The following is a 23,283-nucleotide window of genomic DNA, read 5'->3' on the forward strand; positions in this document are numbered from 1 at the left end:
TCGGCCTGAGCAACCGGATCTCCCACATGAACACAGAACAAGCCTTGGCCCTGCTCGGCGGCCTGACCCCCAGCCAATTCATGAAGCGCCACTGGCAAAAAAAGCCTTTGCTGGTGCGCAATGCCATCCCGGGCTTTGTGCCCTGCGTGGGCCGTGCCAACTTGTTGGCGCTGGCGGGCGAGGAGGGCGTGCAGTCGCGTTTGATCGTGGATTCGTCCAAGGGGTGGAAGATGAAACACGGGCCCTTCCCAAAACGGAGTCTGCCGCCGTTCAGCCAGAAAAAATGGACTTTTCTGGTGCAAGGCGTCGACTTGCACCACGACGGGGTGCATGCGCTGCTGCAGCAGTTCCGCTTTGTGCCCGATGCGCGGCTGGACGATGTGATGATCAGCTACGCCACCGATGGGGGTGGCGTGGGGCCACACTTTGACAGCTATGACGTGTTTTTGCTGCAGGCGCATGGCCAGCGCCGCTGGCGTATTGGCCGCAACAAAGACCTGAGTCTGCAGCCAGGCGTGCCGCTCAAGATTTTGCAAAACTTTGAAGCCGAAGAAGAGTTTGTTCTCAACCCCGGCGACATGCTGTATCTGCCGCCCAAATATGCACACGATGGCGTGGCCGTGGGGGAGTGCATGACCTGGTCGATGGGCTTTCGGGCGCCCCAAGAGGGCGAGTTGGCGCGTGAGTTGTTGCTGGGCTTGGCCGATGAGGCTTTCGACGGTGTGGGTGATGGGCTTTATCGCGATCCGAAACAAGCGGCTGTGTCGTCTCCTGCCGCTATTCCACAGGCTTTGGCTGGCTTCGCGCGGCAAGTTGTCGACAAAGCATTGAAAAACCCTCAGCTCCTCGATAGTTTGCTCGGAGAGTATCTGACCGAGCCGAAAGCGCATGTTTGGTTCGATGGCGCACAAGGCGAGCTTGATCTGTCGGCGGGCGTTCAGCTCAACCTGCGCACCAAAATGATGTACGACGAACAGCACATTTTCATCAACGGAGAGAGCTTCAAGGTTGGAGGGCGTGATGCGATCGCTTTGCGTCAATTGGCCGATGATCGCTTCATGATGGGCAGAAAAGTCAAGACTTTGAGTGCAGATGCGAAGGATGCGTTGCTGGATTGGGCCAGCGCGGGTTGGCTGCAGGCTTTGTGAGTTTGATTTCTAAGTGTTATTGACTGCACCAAATAAATGCAAGACACGAGCAAGCTTTCTTTTGCATGACTAGGGAAAACGCTATAATCCAAGGCTGAGTACAAAAGAGCTCGAGTGCTTTTGGCTCAGTTTCAACGGCTTTAACAACCGTTGAAACAATTTCCGGAAATTGTTTTCTCATTCATACCTTAGGAAAATCAAAATGAACAAGTCCCTCGTTCTGGCCGTCTTCATCGCTGCTGCTGCTTTGTCCGCTTGCGGCAAAAAAGAAGCCCCAGCACCAGCTCCAGCACCTGCAGCAGCACCTGCTCCAGCTCCAGCTGCTGACGCATCGGCTCCTGCCGCTGCTCCAGCTGCTGACGCATCTGCTTCCAAGTGATCGCATTCATCCGGTGCAAACCGGATGGGTTACAAAAAACCCCGCAAAGCGGGGTTTTTTTTCGTCTTGACATCACGCGTTCAGCGCAAGTCGGCCGCGATCAACTTCAAGATGCGCTCGGCATCCTGGGCCGATGCTTCGGGTTGACCACTGGCGGTCAGAACGCGCAGCGTGCTTTGGTTGTCGCCAGACGAAGTGATGCTGATCTGATATTTGGTCAGCGTTGAAGGCACATCTTTTTTACTGGAAAACAGACGTCCGAGGAAACCCGTCGGTTCGTTGGTGGTGCCAGCGGCCACATAGCGCACAAAGTACACGCCAGCGGTGCGGTCACGGTCTTCTACCGTGAAGCCGCTGCGGTCCAAGGCAACACCTGTACGGCGCCATGCGCGGTCCAGGTTGTCCGGAAGCACGATCACGGGCTGGCCATTGAGGCTGCTGACTTGGCTGATGGTGTCTGGCGTGTTGATGGCTGCTGCAGCGGTCGTTTTGGCGACTTCTGTCGAGGTGCCCAGCTTGACCATCAGGCGGCGCAGGAATTCAATTTCCAGCTCATGGTCGCTGGGTCGGGGTTGCCAGATGGTTGAAACTTTCTGACTGTCCGAGTAATTTTCAATCATGCCCCGGTGGGTGACGTAGATCTCGACACCACCTTGTGCGTTGCGCTCCACACGGGTTCTGAATTTGTCGCGTTCACCCGTTGAGTACAAGGAGTCCAGCACTTTGCCCAGTGTTTTGCGGATGAAGTCCTGCGGCAGTTTGGCCCGGTTTTCTGCCCACTCGGTTTCCATGATGCCGACATCGGGGGCATCGGTCACCAGCACAAAACCATTGCTGGTCCAGAACTCGCGCAGGGGCTCCCAGACTTTGTCGGCGGGCAAGCTGGCCACCAGCCATCGCTGGTTGCCCTGGCGCTCAATCCTGACGGGCCCCAGAGCGTTGGCTGCAGTGCCCGCGTCGACCACGCGGCTGCCCGCATTTTGAAAGCCTGAGGCGGTAGCTGAAGTGCTTTCGATGGCGTAACGCGATTCTTTGCGCAGTTGCGTCAGGTCCGGTGGCACTTCGAGAGTGGGCGCTTTGGCGGCGCTTTTGTAGTCAATCTTGTCTTCTTGCAGCATCGAGCAGCCGCTGAGCAAACTGGACAAGGCCAACACAGTGGCGGAGCGTTTGAAATGTAAGTTGGGCATGGCGTTAAAAAACAGAGGGTTCACAAATATCCTGGGGTTGTCCATCAAATCAGGCCGCTGGCCTTCATGGCCGCTTCAACCAGAGGCTGTTGAGACGCGGAGAGCTCGGTCATGGGCAAGCGCAGTGTGGGGCCGCACAGGCCCATGCGCTGCATGGCCCATTTCACGGGTATGGGGTTGGCTTCGACAAACAGGTTTTTGTGCACAGGCAGCAGTTGAAACTGTATGCGCATGGCTTCTTTGACGTCGCCATGGATCGCTGCCATGCACAGTTCATGCATCAGGCGAGGGGCCACGTTGGCCGTCACGCTGATGTTGCCAGCGCCGCCGCACAGCATCAGGGCCACTGCGGTGGCGTCGTCGCCTGAAAACACCGCAAATTCTTTGGGGACGTCACGGATGAGCCACTGGGCACGCTCGATGTTGCTGGTCGCTTCCTTGATGCCGATGATGCCGGGCACTTGGGCCAGGCGCAGCACCGTGTCGTGCTGCAAATCGGCCACGGTTCGGCCTGGCACGTTGTAAAGAATCACGGGCAGCGTCGGCACGGCCTCGGCAATGGCTTTGAAGTGCTGGTAAAGGCCTTCTTGGGTGGGCTTGTTGTAGTAAGGCACTACTTGCAGTTGCGCGTCGGCGCCAACTTTTTGTGCAAATTTGGCCAGATTGATCGCTTCTGCGGTGGAGTTCGCGCCACAACCAGCAATGATGGGGATGCGTTTGGCCGCTTGTTCAACCGAGACACGGATGATTTCACAGTGTTCTTCCACCGTCACAGTGGGCGATTCGCCCGATGTGCCCACCACCACGATGGCATCGGTGCCTTCGGCCACATGCCAGTCGATCAGTTTTCGCAAAGTCGGGTAATCCACTTTGCCGTCTGTGAGCATGGGGGTGATCATGGCAGGGATGCTGCCACGGATGGGGCGAAATTCGGTGGTCATGTCAGGTGTTTCTGAGCAAGAAAAAAGACCATTCTAACGAGTGCAAGTCACCGGGCGATCGGCACACCTTGCAAGGGGGCAAAGCCATGCAACAGCCTGAAGTTGGCGCAGTTTCAGGCCGGTTGCAATGGCCTGCGTTCCAAGGCCTCGGTTGCCCCGGATCTCACGGCCACTATCCGCTGCACAAAGCGGTCCGGCGAGGCCTCGAAACCGTCTTCGTAAGCCACGGTGCGCAAGCCAACCGTGGCTTGGAGGAGTTCGCCGGGCTGCAGCAAAAAGTCAGGCCGCGAGGGCTTGCCCACGCTTTCGTTGCCTGCCGCAAAGGTTTCGTAAATCAGCACGCCGCCCGGTGCCACGCTTTGCACCAGGGTGGGCAGCAGGGGCCGCCAGAGGTAATTCGTGACCACTACGCAAGCAAAGGTTTGCCCGGCAAAGGGCCAAGGGCCGTTTTCAATGTCGGCGCAAATGACCGAACCGCTGCTTTGGGCCAGCGCCACGGCTTCAGGGTTGCGGTCAACACCCGTGACACGGTGACCAAGATTGGCCAAATAACGCATGTGACGGCCTGCGCCGCAAGCCACATCGAGCACGGTGCAGCCCGGGGCCATCAGGTGGGCCCAGCGTTGCAGCCAGGCGGAGGGGTTTTCGGTGCCATGCATGTCGTCGGCGCTTTCAAGGCGGTGGGGCTAAAAGCAGGACCACAGTTGTTCGGACAGCATGATGACCACGTCTGACTGGCCATACAGCCAGAACGTCAGGCCCAGGGCTGCAGCCCCCAGCAACAGCCAGGTTTGCCGGGTGCTCATGTGGTTTGAGGGGGGTTACGGATGATGGGGCTTTCACGTACCGGGAGATTGACCAAGGCTGCAAAAATGCCCAAGGCAATGGCCAAGTACCAAACGACATCGTAACTGCCGGTTTTGTCGTATAAATACCCGCCCAGCCACACGCCCATGAACGAGCCAATTTGGTGGCCGAAAAAGATGAAGCCGCTGAGCATGGACAAGTGTGCGACGCCAAAAATTTGAGCCACAGCCGCGTTGGTGGGCGGTACAGTAGACAGCCACAACAAGCCTATGACGGCCGAGAAAATGTAAACACTGGTGGGCGTGAGCGGCGCCAGCAAAAACAAAGTGATGGCCACTGAGCGGCCAATGTAGATGGAAACCAGGATATTTTTCTTGGCAATTTGGGGGCCCATGGTGCCTGCGATGTAAGTGCCAAACACGTTGAACAGGCCGATCAGGGCCAGCGCATAACTGGCCACCTGCGGGGCCAGGCCGTGGTCTTTGAGGTAGCTGGGCATGTGCACGCCAATGAACACCACCTGAAATCCGCACACGAAATAGCCCGCCATCAGCAGCTGAAAACTGGGGTACTTGAAGGCTTCCTTCAAAGCCTGGCCAATGGTTTGGTCTCGCTTGACTTGGCCGGGCCCGTTCAGTGCAGGTTCGCGCAGACCCCAAGCCAGCGGGATGATCAGCATCGCTGCCGCAGCCAAAATGACCAAAGCGGTTTGCCAGCCCATTTGGCTGATCAGCAAGCCCTCGACAGGCACCATCAAAAACTGACCAAAACTGCCGGCGGCTGCTGCAATGCCCATGGCCCAAGAGCGGCGCTCAGCGGGTACATTGCGGCCGATCACACCATAAATCACGGCATAGGTAGTCCCGGCTTGGGCGGTGCCAATGATCACCCCGGTAAACAGCGCGAACACCCAAGGGTCAGTAGCCCAGGCCATGCCCAACAGGCCTACGCCGTAGACCACGGCGCCCAAGGCAATCACGCGAAACGCGCCAAACTTGTCGGCCACCATGCCCGCAAAAATGCCCATGAAACCCCAAGAGAGGTTTTGGATGGCCATGGCAAAGGCGAATTCTTCACGTCCCCAGCCTTGGGCCTGGGTGATGGGCTGCAGCCACAAGCCAAAGCCGTGGCGAATGCCCATCGACAGGGTGACGATGGCCGCACCACAAAGGAGTACCTGGGTTAGAGACAGGGGTTTGTTTTGCATCTCCCGACTTTAACCAATTGCTTGGACATCAGCCGTCTCGCAGATGCCTCGCTCATTTGTTGCGCCTTAACCACTGTCTATGCATCCAGTAAGCCTTCGTAAATCCCACTACAATCCGCCTCCATGGTCACCCAATCAACTGTCAAAATTCCCACCGAGTACTCCGAAGGCTCGATTCGAGTCCTCAAGGGCCTCGAGCCCGTCAAACAACGCCCGGGCATGTACACCCGCACCGACAACCCGCTGCACATCATTCAAGAAGTGCTGGACAACGCCGCCGACGAGGCGCTGGCGGGTTACGGCAAAAAGATCAAAGTCATCCTGCACTTGGACGGCTCGGTCAGCATCGAAGACGATGGCCGGGGCATTCCCTTTGGCCTGCACCCCGAAGAAAACGCCCCCGTGATCGAGCTGGTGTTCACCCGACTGCATGCGGGCGGCAAGTTCGACAAGGGCAAGGGCGGTGCCTACAGCTTCTCGGGCGGTTTGCACGGCGTGGGCGTTTCGGTGACCAATGCGCTGTCCAAACGGCTGGAGGCCACCAGCTACCGTGAAGGCCAAGTGGCCAGCCTGGTCTTTTCGGGCGGCGATGTGACAGAGCCTTTGGTCACCCGCAAGTCAGGCGAAGGCGACCGCAAGCAAGGCACCACGGTGCGCGCCTGGCCCGACGCCAAATATTTTGAATCCAGCGCTCTGCCCATGAACGAGCTGACCCACCTGCTGCGCAGCAAAGCGGTGCTGATGCCGGGCGTGACGGTGACTTTGCTGAACGAGAAAACCAAGGAAACCCAGCAATGGCAATACAAAGCAGGGCTGCGCGACTACCTGACGCAAACCCTGAATGGCGACCCGGTCATTCCGATTTTTGAAGGTGAAGGCTTTGCCGATGCGAACCACGACAGCTTTGCCGAAGGCGAGGGCGCTTCGTGGGCGGTGGCTTTCACCGAAGACGGTGCGCCGGTGCGTGAGAGCTACGTCAACCTGATTCCCACCAGCGCGGGCGGCACACACGACAGCGGCTTGCGCGACGGCCTGTTCACCGCTGTCAAGAGTTTCATCGAGTTGCACGGCTTGCTGCCCAAAGGCGTCAAGCTCATGCCCGAAGACGTGTTTGCGCGTGCCAGCTATGTGCTGAGCGCCAAAGTGCTCGACCCGCAGTTTCAGGGCCAGATCAAGGAGCGCCTGAACTCGCGCGACGCGGTGCGCCTGGTCTCCAGCTTTGTGCGCCCGGCTTTGGAGTTGTGGCTCAACGAGCATGTGGACCACGGCAAAAAGCTGGCCGAGCTGGCCATCAAGGCCGCGCAAACCCGCCAAAAAGCGGGCCAGAAGGTCGAAAAGCGCAAGAGCTCCGGCGTGGCCGTGCTGCCCGGCAAACTGACCGATTGCGAGAGCAAAGACATCCTGCACAACGAGGTGTTTTTGGTCGAGGGCGACTCGGCCGGTGGCAGCGCCAAGATGGGCCGCAACAAAGAGTGCCAGGCCATCTTGCCCCTGCGCGGCAAGGTGCTCAACACCTGGGAAGTGGACCGCGACCGCCTGTTTGCCAACAACGAAATCCACGACATCTCGGTGGCCATCGGCGTGGACCCGCACGGGCCCAACGACAACCCTGACATGAGCAACCTGCGCTACGGCAAGGTCTGCATCTTGTCCGACGCGGACGTGGACGGCTCGCACATCCAGGTGCTGCTGCTGACCTTGTTCTTCCGGCATTTCCCCAAGCTGATCGAAACCGGTCATTTGTATGTGGCGCGGCCGCCGCTGTTCCGCGTCGATGCACCGGCACGCGGCAAAAAGCCCGCATCCAAAGCTTATGCGCTGGACGACGGCGAACTCACCGCCATCATCGACAAGCTGCGCAAAGACGGCGTGAAAGAAGGTGGCTGGAGCATCAGCCGCTTCAAGGGTCTGGGCGAGATGAGCGCCGAGCAGCTGTGGGACACCACGCTCAACCCCGACACGCGCCGCTTGCTGCCGATCGAGTTGGGCCCACTGGACAACGCGGGCACCGAAAACCTGATGACCCAGCTGATGGGCAAAGGCGAAGCCGCCGCCCGCCGCGAGCTGATGGAACTGCACGGCGACAGCATCGAAATCGACGTTTGAATTTCTTGTAGGTCGGAGCTTCAGCTCCGACAAATGTGTGCGCACCCCACGTCGGAGCTAAAGCTCCGACCTACAAAACCATTGCCATGACCACTGACCTGTTGACCCCCGAAACCCCAGCCGCCCCCGAAGGCGACCACCTGGGCGCCTACGCCCAGCGTGCCTACCTCGAATACGCGCTGTCCGTCGTCAAAGGCCGCGCCTTGCCCGATGTGTGCGACGGCCAAAAGCCGGTGCAGCGGCGCATTTTGTATTCGATGGACCGCATGGGTCTGTCGTACAGCGGCCCCAACAACAACACCGCCGCCAAGCCCGTCAAAAGCGCCCGCGTGGTGGGCGATGTGCTGGGCCGCTACCACCCACACGGTGATACAGCGGCGTATGACGCGCTGGTGCGCATGGCGCAAGACTTTTCGCAGCGCTACCCGCTGATCGACGGGCAGGGCAACTTCGGCTCGCGTGACGGCGACGGCGCGGCCGCCATGCGTTACACCGAAGCGCGTTTGTCGCGCATCACCAGTTTGCTGCTGGATGAGATCGACATGGGCACGGTGGACTTCATCCCCAACTACGACGGCTCCACCGAAGAGCCGCGCCAGCTGCCCGCCCGCTTGCCCTTCAGCTTGCTCAATGGCGCCAGCGGCATCGCTGTCGGCCTGGCCACCGAAATCCCCAGCCACAACCTGCGCGAAGTGGCCGACGCTTGCGTCGCCTTGATCAAGAACGACAAGCTGAGCGACGGCGAGTTGATGGCCATCATCCCCGGCCCCGACTACCCTGGTGGTGGTCAGATCATCAGCCCGGCCAGCGACATCGCCGACGCTTACCGCACCGGTCGCGGCAGCCTCAAAGTGCGTGCCCGCTGGAAGATCGAAGAACTCGCCCGGGGCCAGTGGCAACTGGTAGTGACCGAATTGCCGCAAGGTGTCAGCTCGCAGCGCGTGCTCGAAGAGATCGAAGAACTCACCAACCCCAAAGTCAAAGCCGGTAAAAAAGCGCTCAGCACCGACCAGTTGCAGCTCAAAGCCAGCATGCTGGCGGTGCTGGACGTGGTGCGCGACGAATCGAGCAAAGACGCCGCCGTGCGCCTGGTGTTCGAGCCCAAGACCAGCCGCACCCTGCAGCAAGAACTCATCACCGCCTTGCTGGCGCACACCAGCCTGGAAACCTCGGCACCGATCAACATGACGTCCGTGGGCATCGACGGCAAGCCGATTCAAAAGTCGCTGCGCCAGATGTTGGTGGAGTGGATCAGCTTTCGTCAGACCACCATCACCCGCCGCAGCCAGCACCGCTTGAACAAAGTGCTGGACCGCATCCACATTCTGGAAGGCCGTCAGCTGGTCTTGCTCAACATCGACGAGGTGATCCGCATCATCCGCCACAGCGACGAGCCCAAGCCGGCGCTGATCGAGGCCTTCCGCTTGAGCGATCGCCAGGCCGAAGACATCCTCGAAATCCGCCTGCGCCAACTGGCGCGACTTGAGGCCATCAAGATCGAGCAAGAGCTGAGTGAACTGCGCGGTGAACAAGGAAAGCTGGAAGAAATTTTGGGCAGCCCCGCCGCGCTGCGCCGCCTGATGGTCAAGGAGATCGAAGCCGACGCCAAGACTTTTGCCGACCCGCGACGCACCTTGATCCAGGAAGAGAAAAAAGCCATCGCCGAAGTCAAGGTGGTGGACGAGCCGGTGACGGTGGTCGTGTCGGAAAAAGGCTGGGTGCGTGCCCGCACTGGCCACGGCCACGACGCCACGAGCTTTGCCTTCAAGGCGGGCGACGGCCTGTACGGCACCTTTGAGTGCCGCACGGTGGACACGCTCATCATCATGGGCAGTAACGGCCGCGTCTACAGCGTGCCTGTGGCCACCTTGCCCGGCGCAAGAGGCGACGGGCAGCCTGTGACCACGCTGATCGAGCTGGAGCCCACCACGCAAATTGCCCACTACTTTGCAGGCCCCGCCAACGCCATGCTGCTGTTGAGTGGCTCGGGCGGCTACGGCTTCTTGGCTTCGGTCGAGAACATGATCTCGCGCAACAAAGCGGGCAAGGCTTTCATCAGCCTGGGCGACGGCGAAACCGTCTGCGCCCCCAGCCATGTGAGCGGCTCCAGCGCCACCGTGCCTGCCGACAAGCTGCCCATGCCTGCAGCGACCAGCGTGTGCTGTGCCAGTACGGGCGGCCGTGTCTTGACCTTTGAGATCAACGAACTCAAGACCATGGAAAAAGGCGGACGGGGCCTGATGCTGATCGACCTGGAGGCCAAAGACAGCTTGGCCGGTGCTGCGGCCTATACCCGCAGCATCAAGATCGAAGGCATTGGGCGCGGTGGCAAAGCGCGAGAAGAAACGCTGGAAATCCGCAGCCTGAACAATGCCAAAGTGGCGCGGGCCAAGAAGGGCAAAGTGGCGGATCTGGGCTTCAAGCCGAATCGGGTGACGCGGGTAGAGTGATGCTTTTTTAAGCACGCCCCGTCAGCCCATGCTGGTCGGGCCTTTGGCGGCTTGTCCCTGCACTTTTCCACAGCTTTGGACACGGGCTGTGGGGACAATCAGGCCTGTCATCGCCAACTCAGCCCTGAGCTCCCAGTTCAGCCCTGAGCACCCAGCAGGTAATCGATCTTGCCCACTTCAACCCCGTTGTGGCGCAGGATGGTGTAGGCCGTGGTGATGTGGAAGTACATGTTGGGCAGCATCCAGCCCGTCAGGTAGTTTTGCCCGTTGAGGGTGCGGGTTTTGCCAGGGCCTGCCGGAAAGGTGATTTCTTTGTCTTCGGTGCCGTCCAGTGCAGAGGCGGGCACGGTAGCGATGAAGGCCAGGGTTTTGAGGATGCGTTCTTGCAGCTGGGCCAGGGTGGTTTCGGTGTCGTCAAACTTGGGCGCTTCGACTCCGCTCAAACGGGCCACGCCGTTTTTAACCGCATCGCAGGCGATCAGCACCTGGCGTGTGAAAGGGAGCATGTCCGGCGCCAATCGGTAGGTGGTCAGCGCCGTGGGGTCGATCTTTTTGGCTTCTACAAACTGCTCGGCCTTGGCCAGAATGTGGCCCAGGTTGGTGAGCATGCGGGTGCAGACGGGCAGGGTGGCGCTGGACATGGAAATGGTCATGGTGTTTCTCTTTTAAAAAATGCGAATGGGATTAGGTCGTTCAATTGATCTCGGCGATCAGTTCGATCTCAACGCAAGCGCCCATGGGGATTTGCGCAACACCAAAGGCGCTGCGGGCATGGGCACCCACTTGGGGTCCGAAAACCTGCCCCAACAATTCGCTGCAGCCGTTGGTGACCAGGTGCTGTTCGGTGAAGTCGCCGGTGGAGTTGACCAGGCTCATCACTTTGACAATGCGCTTGACCTTGTTCAGATCGCCCACGGCCGCGTGCAGGGTGCCCATCAGGTCAATGGCCACGGCACGCGCAGCTCTCTGGCCTTCGGGGGTGTCGATGTTCTTGCCCAGTTGCCCCACCCACGCTTTGCCGTCTTTTTTGGCAACGTGGCCCGACAAAAAGACCAGGTTGCCGGTTTGCACAAAAGGGACATAGGCCGCAGCAGGTAGGGCCACGGGAGGGAGCTCAATGTTCAGGGACTTCAGGGTGTCATAGACGTTCATGTTGTGGGCTCTTGGTGTGGGTGGATCGGCGCTGACCTGAGGCCAGTGTTGGGATTGTCGCCGAAACGCATTCGCGCGCTGATCAAGACAAAGGGCATGAGACCTGTCTAAACTGTTGTAAAAAGTACGCTTTGCATCACTACCGAGCGATTCCCACCACCAGCCCATTCAGGGAGGCTGTCATGAACCTCAATTCAAGTCTGCGTCCCAGCCCAACTTTCATCCCACAGGTTTGTCCATGAGCACGCGCACAGGACAAGGTTGGTTATTTGCCCTGGTTGCTTGGTGTGCTGGAATCGCTTTGCAACTGCAGCAAGAGACACTTTGGGCTGTTTCGGCTTATGTCTCACTGGCGTCCTTGGCGGGTGGCGCAGGTTGTTGGATCCACCGCCGATACCCGACCTTTAGGCCCAGAACCCTCCTTGTGGGGGGCGTGTTGGTTTGTCTTTCGTTTGCTGTCACGGGTCTGCATGCGCTGTCGCGGTCGTTGGCCATCGACCCCGCGTTGGAGGGCCAAGATTTGGATGTGGTGGGTGTGGTGCAAGCCATGCCGCAGCGGCAAGACGTGGGGTGGCGTTTTCGTTTTCGCATTGAGCAAGCCTGGCGGGTTGATCAATCAGGTCAAAACCGGGCGATCGACATGGACACCGAACTGCCCTCGCAGGTGTATTTGGGGTGGTACGGGCAAGATGGCAGACACGACAGCGGATGGAACTTGTCGGCATTGCCCGAGCCGGTGAAGGCGGGTGAGCGATGGCGACTGCGTGTCCGCTTGAAAGCGCCTCACGGCCATCTGAACCCCAGGGGTTTTGATTACGAGCTGTGGCTGTGGGAGCAAAATATTCGGGCCACCGGGTATGTCAAAACAGGCGTCAAAGACCCGAGCCCAGAGCGGCTGGCCAGCACGGGGCGTCACCCGATAGAAAGCTGGAGGCAGTCGGTTCGGGATCGTTTGCTGACCCATCTGGCCGCGGTGCCAGGTGGTGCATCGTCAGCCCAACACAGTGGCGTGATCGCCGCCTTGGTCACGGGCGATCAGGCCGCCATCGAGCGAAGCGATTGGGACCTCTTTCGGGCCACCGGGGTGGCCCATTTGATGAGCATTTCAGGTCTGCATGTGACCATGTTCGCCTGGCTGGCTTCGCTGGTCGTGGCTTGGGGCTGGCGACGGTCGGTGCCTTGGGGATTTGTCGGGGCCTTGCGTTGGCCCGCCCCTCAGGTGGGGGCTTTGGCCGGGCTTGTGCTGGCGGGTTTTTATGCCTTGTTCAGCGGCTGGGGGGTGCCCGCGCAGCGCACGATGTGGATGTTGGCGGTGGTGGTGCTGCTCAAACTGTCGGCCCGGCTTTGGCCTGGGCCATTGGTCTGGGCTTTGGCCGGGGCGGTGGTGCTGACCTGGGACCCTTGGGCCATGTTGCAGCCGGGCTTTTGGCTCAGTTTTGTGGCTGTGGGGATTTTGATGGCGACGGGCCATGCTTGGGAGCCGGGAGAAAAACATCCGGTTTGGTCAAGAGTTTGGTCAAGACGTGCTGGGGCTTTGGTTCGGGAGCAGTTCATTGTCACAGTCGCCTTGGCACCACTTGGATTGTTATTTTTTGGGCAGGTTTCTTTGGTGGGGTTGCTGGCCAATTTGCTGGCCATACCCTGGGTGACTTTCTTGGTCACGCCCTTGGCCATGCTGGGGGTGGCGTGGTCGGGCGCTTGGGATTTGGCGGTTTGGGCTTTGCAACCGCTGTCGGTGGTGTTGACTTGGATGGCTTCATGGCCCATGTCCTCTGTGTCTATGGCCATGGCACCTTGGGGCTTCGCTGCTTTGGCCTTGTTTGGCGCCGTGGTGCTGGTGCTCAAAGCGCCCTTGTCCTGGAAGTTGCTCTGCCTGCCGCTGCTGTGGCCCGTTCTTTTTTGGCAAGCGCCCAGACCTGCGGCGGGCACTTTTGAGTTGCTGGCCGCTGATGTGGGCCAGGGCAATGCGGTGCTGGTGCGAACCGCACAGCACAGCTTGCTGTACGACGCAGGGCCAAGTTATTCACCCGAAAGTGATGCGGGGCACCGGGTGTTGGTGCCCTTGCTTGCGCAGATGGGCGAGCGCATTGATACCTTGATGCTGAGTCATCGAGACAGCGACCACACGGGGGGGGCGGCGGCGGTGCTGGCCATGCAGCCTCAAGCGGCGCTGTGGTCTTCTTTGGAAGAGGGCCACCGATTGCACAGCCTGCGGCCGGGCTGGACGCGCTGCCAAGCCGGACAATCCTGGGTCTGGGATGGGGTGCTTTTTGAGATCCTGCATCCGCCTGAACAAGTGACTGGCGCGCCCTTGGACAAAAAAACCAAGCCCAATGCGCTCAGCTGTGTGCTGCGCATCAGCCACGGCACAGCCTCGGCTTTGTTGGCGGGTGACATTGAGGCCCCGCAAGAGTTGGCCCTGGTGGCGTCAGGCCTTGAGCCCGTGAACCTGCTCTTGGTGCCACACCATGGCAGCAAAACATCGTCCACTGGCCCATTCATCGAAGCCTTGAAGCCCCAAGTGGCCGTGGTTCAAGCCGGCTACCGCAACCGTTACGGCCATCCGGCAGAGCCTGTGGTTCAGCGTTACAGGGCGTTGGGCATTGATTTGGTTGAAAACACCCGCTGTGGCGCTGCGCGCTGGGTCAGCTCAAAACCCGAGGCGGTGCACTGTGAAAGGGATGGGGCTCGGCGGTATTGGCACCACACCGTGCCTCCCTGATCCTGGTGGTCAGCAGCTCACTCGGACAGCGTCAGCACCACAGGCGTGTGGTCGCTGGGCCGCTCGTTTTTGCGGGGGGCGCGGTCGATGACGCAGGCGCTGGCGCGTGCTTTGAGGGCTTGTGAAATCAGGATGTGGTCGATGCGCAGGCCCCGGTTGCGGCGGAATGCAAACTCGCGGTAGTCCCACCAGCTGTAGCTTTTCTCGGGCTGCTCAAACAGTCGAAAGCTGTCAGTCAGGCCCAAATCGGTCAGGGCTTGCAGTTTTTCACGCTCGGCCACGGTGCAGTGGATGGTGCCCGCCAGGCCCACCGGGTCCCACATGTCGAGTTCGTCAAAGGTGATGTTGAAGTCGCCCGTGAGCACCAAGTTCGGGTGCTTTTTCATCTCGCTTTGCACCCAATCGCGCAAGGCATCAATCCAGCGCATTTTGTAGACAAATTTATCGCTGTCCGGTGCTTGGCCATTCGGGAAATAAGCACCGATCACCCGCACCGTGCCACCCGCCCCATCGGGGTAGGTGGCGGTGATCACGCGCGACATGTCGTCTGCAAAGCCGGGGATGTTTTTGACCACCTCCGCGCCTTCGGCTTTGGAGATCAGCGCCACGCCGTTGTAGGTTTTTTGGCCAAACCACTGGGCTTGGTAACCTGCCTCGGTGAAAGCTGCCACAGGGAATTTGTCGTCCGTGAGCTTGAGTTCTTGCAAGGCCAGCACCTCGGTTGGGTGGGCGGCCAGCCAGTCCAGCACTTGCGCCAGACGCACAGACAAGGAGTTCACATTCCAGGTGGCAATTTTCATGACTTGATGTTGTGTTGGTAGGTGACGAAAGCAAAGCCCAAGCCGCTTGTCGTGGTGTGTTGTTCGCGTTGCACCTCTTGCCACTGAGCACCCAGTTCGGGCGCGAAGGCGTCGCCTTCAAAGTCTGCATCGATCTCGGTCACCACCGCCGTGCTGGCCAGGGGCTCGGCTTGGCGGTAGATCTCGGCACCGCCCATGATCCACGCATCGGGCGCGTCACCGCACAGGCGCATGGCGTCATCCAAGGAGGCTGCACGCCATGCGCCTTTGGCTTGCCAGTCGCTTTGGCGTGTGATGACGATGTTCAATCGCCCTGGCAGCGGCCTAAACCGCGCAGGCAGCGAGTCCCAAGTCTTGCGGCCCATGATGACCGGCTGCCCGAGCGTGACGCGCTTGAAGTGCGCCAAGTCCTCGGCCAGGTGCCAGGGCATTTGATTGTCTTTGCCGATCACGCCGTTGCGGGCGCGGGCATAAATCAGGTGCAGCTTCATCAGACCGCGACAGGGGCCTTGATGGCGGGGTGGCATTCGTAACCCACCACTTCGAAGTCCTCGAATTCGTAATCCAGGATCGACGAGGGCTTGCGCTTGATGTTGAGCGTCGGGTAGGCCATGGGGGTGCGGCTCAATTGCAGTTCGACCTGTTCGTGGTGATTGCTGTAAATGTGGCAATCCCCACCGGTCCAGATGAAGTCGCCCACGTCCATGTCGCATTGCTGCGCCACCATGTGGGTCAGCAGCGCATAGCTGGCGATGTTGAAGGGCACGCCCAAAAAGATGTCGGCGCTGCGCTGGTACAGCTGGCAGCTGAGTTTGGCTTTTTCGCCGGGGTTTTGCGGTGGGGCCACATAGAACTGGAAGAACGCATGGCAAGGCATGAGGGCCATTTGGTCCAGTTCGGCCACGTTCCAGGCGCTCACGATGATGCGGCGCGAATCGGGGTTGTTTGTGAGCGTGTCCATGACCTGCTGAATCTGGTCGATGTGGCCGCCACCAGGTTTGGGCCAGCTGCGCCACTGAACGCCGTAAACCGGGCCCAAAGAGCCATCTTCGCGGGCCCATTCGTCCCAGATGGTGCAGCCACGCTCTTGCAGCCATTTCACGTTGCTGTCGCCACGCAAAAACCACAGCAGCTCCACGATGATGGCCCGTAAAAACACCTTTTTGGTGGTGACCAGCGGAAAGCCCTCGTTCAAATCAAACCGCATCTGGTGGCCAAACACGCTGCGCGTGCCGGTGCCGGTGCGGTCGCCCTTCAGCACGCCTGTCGTGTAGACGTGGCGCATGAAGTCTTCGTACTGGCTGCGAACAGGGCGGTGAAGTGGGCGGACAGGGGAGTTCATGGTGAGCAAGTTTAAAGGGTGATTCAGGCCAGAACGCGCCCCGGATTCATGATGTTCTGCGGGTCCAGCGCTTTTTTCACGGCCCGCATCATGGCGAGGGCAGTGGGGTCTTTGTACAACGGCAACTTGCCCACTTTGAGTTCGCCAACACCGTGCTCGGCGCTGATCGAGCCCTTGAATTTGAGCACCTGGTCAAACACCAGGGTGTTCACTTTGTCTTCAAAGTCGTGCAAGAAGGCTTTTTCATCGGCCCCTTGGGGGGCTTGCACGTTGTAGTGCAGGTTGCCGTCGCCCAAGTGGCCAAAGTCGACCAGACGCACGCCGGGCACTTCGCGCGCCAGCAGGGCGTCGGTCTCGTCCACAAAGGCCGGGATGAGAGAGACCGGGATGCTGATGTCGTGTTTGATGTTCAGGCCCTCTTGCACCTGGGCCAGGGTGATGGTTTCGCGGATGTGCCACAGCCCTTTGGCTTGCGTCAGGTTTTCGGCGACCACGGCATCGGTTATGCAGCCGGCTTGCAGTGCGGCTTCGAGCAAGGCTTCAAACTGTCCCCGGGCGTGGCTTTCGCTTTCGCTGTCGGAGTTCTCCAGCAGCACGCACCAAGGCGTTGCTTGCCAAAGCGGCACGCGCAGCTGCGGGTAGTGTTTGTCGACCAGGCTCAACGCGAACTGGCCCATGACCTCAAAGCCCGTGAGACCTGGCCCCAGGTTCTGGTGCGCCAACCCCAGCAGCTGTACGGCCGCTGCCATGCTGGGCACAGCAGCCCAAGCGGTCAACTGCGCCGCTGGCTGGGGGTACAACTTCATGGAGGCGGCGGTGATGATGCCCAGCGTGCCTTCGCTGCCGATCATCAGGTTGCGCAGGTCGTAGCCGGTGTTGTCTTTGCGCAGCCCGGTCAGGCCGTGCCAGATGTCACCTTGTGCGGTGACGACTTCCAAGCCCAGGCACAGCTCGCGGGTATTGCCGTAGCGCACCACTTGAGTGCCCCCAGCGTTGGTGCCCAAGTTACCACCGATGGTGCAGCTGCCCTCCGCCCCCAAACTCAGGGGGAACAAAAATCCGGCATTCTCAGCGGCGGTCTGCAGGTTTTGCAGCACGCAACCGGCTTCCACGGTGATGGTCAGGTTGGCCGGGTCGATGGCGCGCACGGCGTTCATGCGCGTCATGCTCAGCACGATCTGGGTGCCCGAGCCATTGGGCACGCCGCCCACCACCAGCCCGGTATTGCCGCCTTGAGGCACGATGGGCGTCCTGGCCGCCGCGCAGGCCTTGACCACGGCGGCGACTTCTTGGGTGTTGCCCGGGCGCACCACGGCAAGCGCAAGACCCTTGACGCGCTTGCGCCAGTCTTGCTCCCAGGGGCTCAGGTCAGCGCCCGGGTCGTCGTGGGCGAGTACGTTGGCATGGCCACAGAGGGCGCGAAGCTGCGCGATCAGGGCGGTTTGGGAAAGGGTCAGTTCGGTCATGGCAGTCAGAAGTGAGTAGACAGGCTGTGGCGCAAACCGCTCATTCTCGGGGCGCGGGCACAAAGTTCCCCGTGGCTTTCGCGGCCTTGAAGCGGATGCGCACATGCAGCGCGCACGCCACAAACAAGGTGGTGCAGAGCAAGGTTTGCAGCGCGGCCAATCCTGAGGACGGCCAAGCATCACCCCAAGCGCGCACCACGCCTTCGGTGAAATAAAGCCATACCAACAGGCTGACCCAGCGGTAGGTGTACATCCGGTTTTTCAGCAAGCCAGCCACCGGGATGCACAAGGGCAGCACCTTGATGGCCCACCAACTGCCCCCATCGCGCAAAGGGGCCAGCCAGATTTCCCAGGCCAGGCCCAGCACGATCAGGCCCAGCAAGCTGCCCACGGCCAGCCAGCGCGTCAGGTCCAGGCCCGCTGGAGCTGTTACTTGGGGGGGGAGAGGGGAAGTTTCGGGGTTCGGACTCATTGCGATGGCATCATACCGGGCATGCAATCCTCCTTGTCCAAGACCGGCCTGATCGAACACACCCGTTTGTGGTGGCGAGAGCTGTCGGATTTTCCCTGGCGACAAATGGGCGGCGTCTTGGCCGAACGCTTTCGCGACGCGCGTTTGGGGCTCAGTGCCAGTTCGCTCACCTTCACCACTGTGTTGGCCTTGGTGCCCTTGTTTGCGCTGGGTTTGGCGGTGTTTTCAGCCTTTCCCGTGTTTGGCAAGTTCCAGGACATGCTGCAACGCTGGTTGGTCGAGAGTCTGGTGCCCGAGAGCATTGCCCGGCAGGTGCTCAGTTACCTGAACCAATTTTCGCGCAAGGCCAGCCGCCTGGGCTCGGCGGGTCTGGCGGCGGTGCTTTTGTCGGCGGTATTTCTGATGGTAACGATCGAGCGTACTTTGGGGCAGATCTGGCGGGTTCAGCGCCAGCGGCCCTTGCCGCAAAAGGTGTTGCTGTATTGGTCTTCCATCACGCTGGGGCCGTTGTTGTTGGGGGCGAGCCTGGCCATCAGCTCGTATGTCATGACGGCGTCGCGCGATGTGGTGGATGTCTTGCCCGGCTCGGTGCGCTGGGTGCTCGACAGTTTTGAATTTTTGCTACTGACCGCCTGTGTGAGTGGCTTGTATTTTTATGTCCCCTATACCCGGGTGCGTTGGCGACATGCCATCACCGCCGGTTTTTTGGTGGCCGCGTCGCTCGAGTTGGCCAAAAAAGGCATGGCCTTTTATCTGCTGGAAGTGCCCACCTATTCACTGGTCTACGGGGCCTTTGCTGCGGTACCGATTTTGCTGGTCTGGATTTATGTGACCTGGCTGTTGGTCTTGCTGGGGGCGGTGCTGGCGTCCAGCTTACCGGAGTTGGGGCGTGAGCATTGGCGCAAACCTGAAGGCGCGGGCTGGTCTTTCAGGTTGGCCCTGGAGGTCTTGGCCGAGCTGAATGCCGCCAAGTTGACTGAGCAGCGAGGCTGGAGTGCCGGGGCTTTGGCCGCCCGCTTGCGGGTGGAGCTGGGCGAGTTGCAGCAAGTTCTGGTGGTCTTGCACGCGCTCGACTGGGTCGGCCGTCTGACCGAGCAAAACGACCAGGCCCAGGCCCGGCAGGTTTTGTTGATCGATCCAACGCAAGCCCTTGTGGCGCCGCTGGCCGATCGCTTGCTGGTGTTGCGCGCCTCGGCAGCCGACCCGCTGTGGGTGCAAATCGGTTTGGACCAGGTCCGGCTGGCATCCTTGCTGCCTGCAGTGCAGCTTGAAGGTTCGTCTTCTGGTATTTAACGAATCGAAAAAGGGGCGTGCAAAAAGCCGCGAAACCGGGCCCGCCCGCCGCGCTCGGGCGCTTGGGTGAGCTGGACATCGGGAAAGCGTTGCAAAAACCGCCCAATGGCGATGCGCCCCTCCAAACGCGCCAGGCTCAGGCCTGCGCATTGGTGCACGCCAAAGCCAAAGGCCAGATGTTTGTTGCCGGTTCGGCGCAGGTCCAGTTGTTCGGGGTTGTCGTACACCGCCGGGTCGCGGTTGGCCGCGCCGATGCACAGCGTGACCAAGGCGCCCGCAGGCAGATCGACGCCATTGACCTGTGTGGCCTGCAAGGCGCGGCGGTTGCTCAGTTGGTTGGACGATTCAAACCGCAAGAACTCGTCCACGGCGAGCCCCATGATCTGATCACGTTCTTCGTCGGTGGCCGCTTGCTTGAGGTCGGCCTTCAGTTGTTCACGCTGCTCGGGCCATTCCTGCAGGCTGATGAGCGCGTTGCCGATCAGGTTGGTGGTGGTTTCATGTCCGGCGTTGAGCAAAAACACGCAGTTTTGCAGCAGTTCGACTTCGCTCAGGGCATCGCCATTTTCCTCGCCCTGGATCAGCCTTGTCAGCACGTCGTGCTCCGGGTCGCCCGGGTGTTGGCGGCGATGCGCCACCAACTCGCGCAGATAGGCCAGAAACTCGGTCACGCTGCGGTTGCCCAGCGATTCTTGCTCAGGGCTCAGGGCGGGTTCCAGCGCGCCCAAAATGGCCAGCGACCAACCGCGCAGGGGCTCACGCTCGGCGTGCGGCACACCCAACAGGTTGCCGATGATCTCGACCGGAATGGCCGAGGCGAAGTCCTCGATCAGGTCACCGCCATGTTTTGCCTCGATTTTGTCCAGCAGGCTGTCCACCAACAGCACCAGGCCCGGCTCCATGGCTTCAATGGCGCGGCGGGTCAGCCCGCCCATGATGAGACGGCGCACCCGGGTGTGCAGCGGCGGGTCGTTGAAGACCAGGCTGTTCGTGTGGTGCTCGAACAGCGGGGCCAGACCACCGGGGGTGGCAAACGGCGGTTGGTTGAACGGAGCGTGGTTGTATTTGGGGCCGAACTCGACTTGTTTGTCGGAGCTGAAGACCTTGGCGTCGCGGTACACGGCCACCAGATCGGCGTGGCGCGTCAGGAAATACGAGCCATCGGGCATGCGCTTGAAGGGCTCGGTCTCGCGCAGCGCGGCGTAGACCGGGTAGGGGTTGTCCAGAAAGTCGCGCGGCAAAGCCCGCAGGTCCAGCGATTGGGCGATTTTCTGGGCCCTCTCGGCCGACAAGGGCGGGGTGATGTGGGCAGTCAGTGTGTTCATGTTTTAAAAAACGCACCCCTGTGTGCGAATGGCCGTGCAGCTCACGGTTTCAAAAAATCCTTGAGCGCCTGCAACACGCCTTCGGGCGCTTCGGTCATGAGCGAATGACCTGCGGGCAGCTTGACCACTTTGGGCTTGGCGCACAGGCCAATCAGACTTTGCGCGGCCTTGGGTGGCGTCATCTGGTCCGCGCTGCCCAACACAAACAGGGTGGGGCAGGCGACCTGGGGCATGGCAGCCTCGGCACCACGGTAGTCGTTGCAGGCCTTGAAGCCGGTGTGGAAGACATTGACCTGCGTGTTGCTGGCCAGCACGCGGCGCATCAGCGCTTTGCTGCCGCCATACAACCAGGTGCCAGGCCCCAAAGCAGAAGGCGGTGGTGCCAGCGTGGAGTGCGAGAAGCTGTTGACCATGTCGATGGCCTTGAAGGGGGCGCTGACCGACAGGTCGAGCAAAGCGGGCGACACCGCCATGGGGTAGGCGGTGCCCACCATCACCAAGTGGCTGATGCGCCCCGGGTGCGATGCCGCGTCACGGGCAGAGGCTTCCAGCGCGATCAGCGAGCCAAAGCTGTGGCCGATCAAGGCGGCTTTGTCGATTTTCATCGCCTCGAGCAAGGCGATGACGGTGTCGGCGGCTTCTTCCACGCTTTGCGGCGGTGTGCCTTCGCTTTTGCAGTGGCCCGGCAAGTCGATGGCCAGCACATTCCAGCCGTGGTGCGCCAGGTAGCGGGTCTGCAAGATCCAGACGCTGTGGTCATTGAGCACGCCGTGGATGAACACGGCGGTGGGCTGCGCGGGGTTGAAGGGCTTGCCGCCGGTGTAGGCGTACAGCGGGTGTGTGGGCAGTTGGATGTGCATGTTGTGGGGGTGTTCAATGGTCCGGGATCAGGCGTTTGCCCATGCTGACGACCTGGTCGTCCAGATAGCCCAGAGATTGGTAAAAAGCCAGCACTTGGGCGTTGCTGGCGCGCACTTGCAAATTGATTTTGGGGCAGCCCGAGGCGAGCAACAGGGCTTCGCCGAGCTGCATCATGGCCTTGGCGTGGCCTTGTCTTCGGTGGTCAGGCGAGATGGCCAGATAGTTCACCCAGCCTCGGTGGCCTTCGTAACCAAACATGGCACTGGCCATCAAGCGGCCTTGCACTTCACCCACCAAAAACAGGTCTGGACGCACTTGCAGCTTGCGGGCAATGTCTTTGTAGGGATCGTTCCAGGGGCGGGTCAAGTCGCAGGCTTGCCACAAGGCCACCACGTCCGCTTCGTCAGAGCTTTGGTAGGCGCGGATGAGCATGGTCATGAGGCCTTTTCAGCAGCCTTGAGGGCTTTTTTCAGGTCATCCATCAAATCGGCCGGGTCTTCCAGGCCAATCGACAGCCTGATCGTGCCGGCGCCAATGCCGCTGGTGGCCAAGGCCTCGTCGCTCATGCGGAAATGCGTGGTGCTGGCGGGGTGGATCACCAGGCTGCGGCAGTCGCCCACGTTGGCCAGGTGGCTGAACACTTTCAGGGTTTCGATGAACTTTTGGCCTTGGGCGCGAGAGCCCCGGATGTCGAAGCTGAACACCGAGCCCGCGCCGCGTGGCAAAAGCTTTTGTGCCAGCGCGTGAGAGGGGTGGCTCTCCAGCATGGGGTGGCCCACACGGCTGACCAGCGGGTGCTCGGCCAAAAATTCGACCACCTTGGCTGTGTTTTCCATGTGGCGCGCCATGCGCAGGGGCAGGGTCTCGATGCCTTGCAAAATCAACCAGGCGGTGTGCGGGCTCATGCAAGCGCCAAAGTCGCGCAGGCCCTCGCGCCGGGCGCGCAGCAAGAACGCACCCACGGTGCTTTCTTCGCTGAACACCATGTTGTGAAAGCCTTCGTAGGCTTGGCTCAGTTCGGCGAACTTGCCCGACTTGTCCCAGTCAAAACTGCCGCCATCGACCACCACGCCGCCCACCACCGTGCCATGGCCCGACAAAAATTTGGTGGCCGAGTGGTACACCAGATCAGCCCCGTGGTCGAAAGGTTTGATGAGCCAGGGCGAGGTGAGCGTCGAGTCGACCAGCAAGGGCACGCCCGCCTCGTGCGCGATGGCGCTGACGGCTTCGATGTCGAGCACGTCCATGCCGGGGTTGCCCACCGTCTCGCCAAAAAAGAGTTTGGTATCGGGCTGCACGGCGGCGCGCCAGGCGTCCAGGTCGCCGGGTTTCACAAAAGTGGTGCGGATACCAAACCGGCTCAGGGTGTAGTGCAGCAGATTGTGTGAGCCGCCATACAAAGCCGAAGAGGCCACGATGTGCGAGCCTGCGCCCATGAGGGTGGCGATGGCCAGGTGCAAAGCCGCTTGCCCGCTGGCGGTGGTGATGGCGCCGATGCCGCCCTCCAAAGCCGAGATGCGCTGCTCGAGCACCGCGTTGGTGGGGTTGCTGATGCGGCTGTAAACATGGCCAGGGCGCTCCAGGTTGAACAGGGCGGCTGCTTGGTCACTCGACTCGAACACAAA

General features: G+C 60.7%; 21 protein-coding genes. 5 read left to right on the plus strand and 16 right to left on the minus strand.

All coding sequences use genetic code 11. The annotated features are described in order from the left end of the window. Positions 1-26: 26 nt before the first annotated feature. On the plus strand, positions 27-1,148 hold the full coding sequence (locus tag ACIQ47_RS02035) for a JmjC domain-containing protein (RefSeq protein ID WP_396436597.1): 1,122 nt from the start codon (positions 27-29) through the stop codon (positions 1,146-1,148). A 230-nt stretch (positions 1,149-1,378) separates the two neighbouring features. Here ACIQ47_RS02035 and ACIQ47_RS02040 read toward each other — a convergent pair whose 3' ends face one another. The 5 genes from ACIQ47_RS02040 to ACIQ47_RS02060 all read right to left on the minus strand — a co-directional run bounded on the left by ACIQ47_RS02040 (position 1,379) and on the right by ACIQ47_RS02060 (position 5,669). Next, entirely contained in the window at positions 1,379-1,537 is a 159-nt protein-coding gene (locus tag ACIQ47_RS02040; protein WP_396436598.1) for a hypothetical protein, read from the minus strand. 70 nt (positions 1,538-1,607) lie between these two features. Further along, positions 1,608-2,714, minus strand: a complete 1,107-nt coding sequence (bamC, locus tag ACIQ47_RS02045; protein WP_396436599.1) for an outer membrane protein assembly factor BamC — start codon at positions 2,712-2,714, stop codon at positions 1,608-1,610. 44 nt (positions 2,715-2,758) lie between these two features. After that, positions 2,759-3,655 (minus strand): 4-hydroxy-tetrahydrodipicolinate synthase, encoded by an 897-nt coding sequence (dapA, locus tag ACIQ47_RS02050; RefSeq protein ID WP_396436600.1) that lies wholly within the window; start codon positions 3,653-3,655, stop codon positions 2,759-2,761. Between the two features lie 113 nt (positions 3,656-3,768). After that, positions 3,769-4,314: a class I SAM-dependent methyltransferase gene (locus tag ACIQ47_RS02055; protein ID WP_396436601.1), complete on the minus strand. Its 546-nt coding sequence runs from the start codon at positions 4,312-4,314 to the stop codon at positions 3,769-3,771. Positions 4,315-4,457: 143 nt separating this feature from the next. Beyond that, on the minus strand, positions 4,458-5,669 hold the full coding sequence (locus ACIQ47_RS02060) for an MFS transporter (RefSeq protein WP_396436602.1): 1,212 nt from the start codon (positions 5,667-5,669) through the stop codon (positions 4,458-4,460). Between the two features lie 123 nt (positions 5,670-5,792). Here ACIQ47_RS02060 and ACIQ47_RS02065 point away from each other — a divergent pair, with 123 nt between their 5' ends. Both ACIQ47_RS02065 and parC read left to right on the plus strand, forming a co-directional pair. Further along, positions 5,793-7,775 carry a DNA topoisomerase IV subunit B gene (locus tag ACIQ47_RS02065; RefSeq protein ID WP_396436603.1) on the plus strand — a complete coding sequence of 661 codons (1,983 nt, stop codon included), beginning with the start codon at positions 5,793-5,795 and terminating at the stop codon, positions 7,773-7,775. An 86-nt stretch (positions 7,776-7,861) separates the two neighbouring features. Continuing rightward, positions 7,862-10,225 (plus strand): DNA topoisomerase IV subunit A, encoded by a 2,364-nt coding sequence (gene parC / locus ACIQ47_RS02070; protein WP_396436604.1) that lies wholly within the window; start codon positions 7,862-7,864, stop codon positions 10,223-10,225. Between the two features lie 137 nt (positions 10,226-10,362). Here parC and ACIQ47_RS02075 read toward each other — a convergent pair whose 3' ends face one another. Then, positions 10,363-10,878, minus strand: coding sequence for a DUF1993 family protein (locus ACIQ47_RS02075; RefSeq protein WP_396436605.1), 516 nt, complete (start codon positions 10,876-10,878; stop codon positions 10,363-10,365). 40 nt (positions 10,879-10,918) lie between these two features. Then, on the minus strand, positions 10,919-11,377 hold the full coding sequence (locus ACIQ47_RS02080) for a RidA family protein (protein WP_396436606.1): 459 nt from the start codon (positions 11,375-11,377) through the stop codon (positions 10,919-10,921). A 238-nt stretch (positions 11,378-11,615) separates the two neighbouring features. Here ACIQ47_RS02080 and ACIQ47_RS02085 point away from each other — a divergent pair, with 238 nt between their 5' ends. After that, the gene (locus ACIQ47_RS02085) at positions 11,616-14,099 is read left to right on the plus strand and encodes a DNA internalization-related competence protein ComEC/Rec2 (protein ID WP_396436607.1); all 2,484 of its coding nucleotides are present in this window, start codon (positions 11,616-11,618) and stop codon (positions 14,097-14,099) included. Between the two features lie 17 nt (positions 14,100-14,116). Here the strand turns inward: ACIQ47_RS02085 and xth are convergent, their stop codons facing one another. The 5 genes from xth to ACIQ47_RS02110 are packed head-to-tail and all read right to left on the minus strand — an operon-like array spanning position 14,117 to position 18,179. Next, entirely contained in the window at positions 14,117-14,899 is a 783-nt protein-coding gene (gene xth, locus ACIQ47_RS02090; RefSeq protein WP_396436608.1) for an exodeoxyribonuclease III, read from the minus strand. Then, positions 14,896-15,390 (minus strand): dihydrofolate reductase, encoded by a 495-nt coding sequence (locus ACIQ47_RS02095; protein ID WP_396436609.1) that lies wholly within the window; start codon positions 15,388-15,390, stop codon positions 14,896-14,898. The genes xth and ACIQ47_RS02095 overlap by 4 nt, the downstream gene beginning before the upstream one ends. After that, positions 15,390-16,241, minus strand: coding sequence for a thymidylate synthase (locus tag ACIQ47_RS02100; protein ID WP_396436610.1), 852 nt, complete (start codon positions 16,239-16,241; stop codon positions 15,390-15,392). Before ACIQ47_RS02100 ends, ACIQ47_RS02095 begins: the two co-directional genes overlap by 1 nt. Before the next feature lie 23 nt (positions 16,242-16,264). Beyond that, a complete protein-coding gene (locus ACIQ47_RS02105) occupies positions 16,265-17,707 on the minus strand; it encodes an FAD-binding oxidoreductase (protein WP_396436611.1) in 1,443 nt (480 codons plus the stop codon). Between the two features lie 40 nt (positions 17,708-17,747). Beyond that, positions 17,748-18,179: a DUF2069 domain-containing protein gene (locus ACIQ47_RS02110; protein WP_396436612.1), complete on the minus strand. Its 432-nt coding sequence runs from the start codon at positions 18,177-18,179 to the stop codon at positions 17,748-17,750. A 21-nt stretch (positions 18,180-18,200) separates the two neighbouring features. Between ACIQ47_RS02110 and ACIQ47_RS02115 the strand changes: the two genes are divergently transcribed. Beyond that, complete coding sequence (locus ACIQ47_RS02115; RefSeq protein ID WP_396436613.1) at positions 18,201-19,472, plus strand: YihY family inner membrane protein; 1,272 nt, start codon at positions 18,201-18,203, stop codon at positions 19,470-19,472. Here the strand turns inward: ACIQ47_RS02115 and ACIQ47_RS02120 are convergent. The 4 genes from ACIQ47_RS02120 to ACIQ47_RS02135 all read right to left on the minus strand — a co-directional run. After that, positions 19,469-20,797 (minus strand): cytochrome P450, encoded by a 1,329-nt coding sequence (locus tag ACIQ47_RS02120; protein ID WP_396436614.1) that lies wholly within the window; start codon positions 20,795-20,797, stop codon positions 19,469-19,471. The genes ACIQ47_RS02115 and ACIQ47_RS02120 overlap by 4 nt on opposite strands. Positions 20,798-20,838: 41 nt before the next feature. Then, a complete protein-coding gene (locus tag ACIQ47_RS02125; RefSeq protein ID WP_396428803.1) occupies positions 20,839-21,657 on the minus strand; it encodes an alpha/beta fold hydrolase in 819 nt (272 codons plus the stop codon). Positions 21,658-21,670: 13 nt separating this feature from the next. Further along, positions 21,671-22,090, minus strand: a complete 420-nt coding sequence (locus ACIQ47_RS02130; protein WP_396428849.1) for a GNAT family acetyltransferase — start codon at positions 22,088-22,090, stop codon at positions 21,671-21,673. A 2-nt stretch (positions 22,091-22,092) separates the two neighbouring features. Then, on the minus strand, positions 22,093-23,283 hold a 1,191-nt coding region (locus tag ACIQ47_RS02135; RefSeq protein ID WP_396436615.1), incomplete at its 5' end, for an O-acetylhomoserine aminocarboxypropyltransferase.

It is taken from the genome of Limnohabitans sp., from assembly GCF_044373035.1.
Classification (GTDB): Bacteria; Pseudomonadota; Gammaproteobacteria; order Burkholderiales; family Burkholderiaceae_C; genus Limnohabitans_A.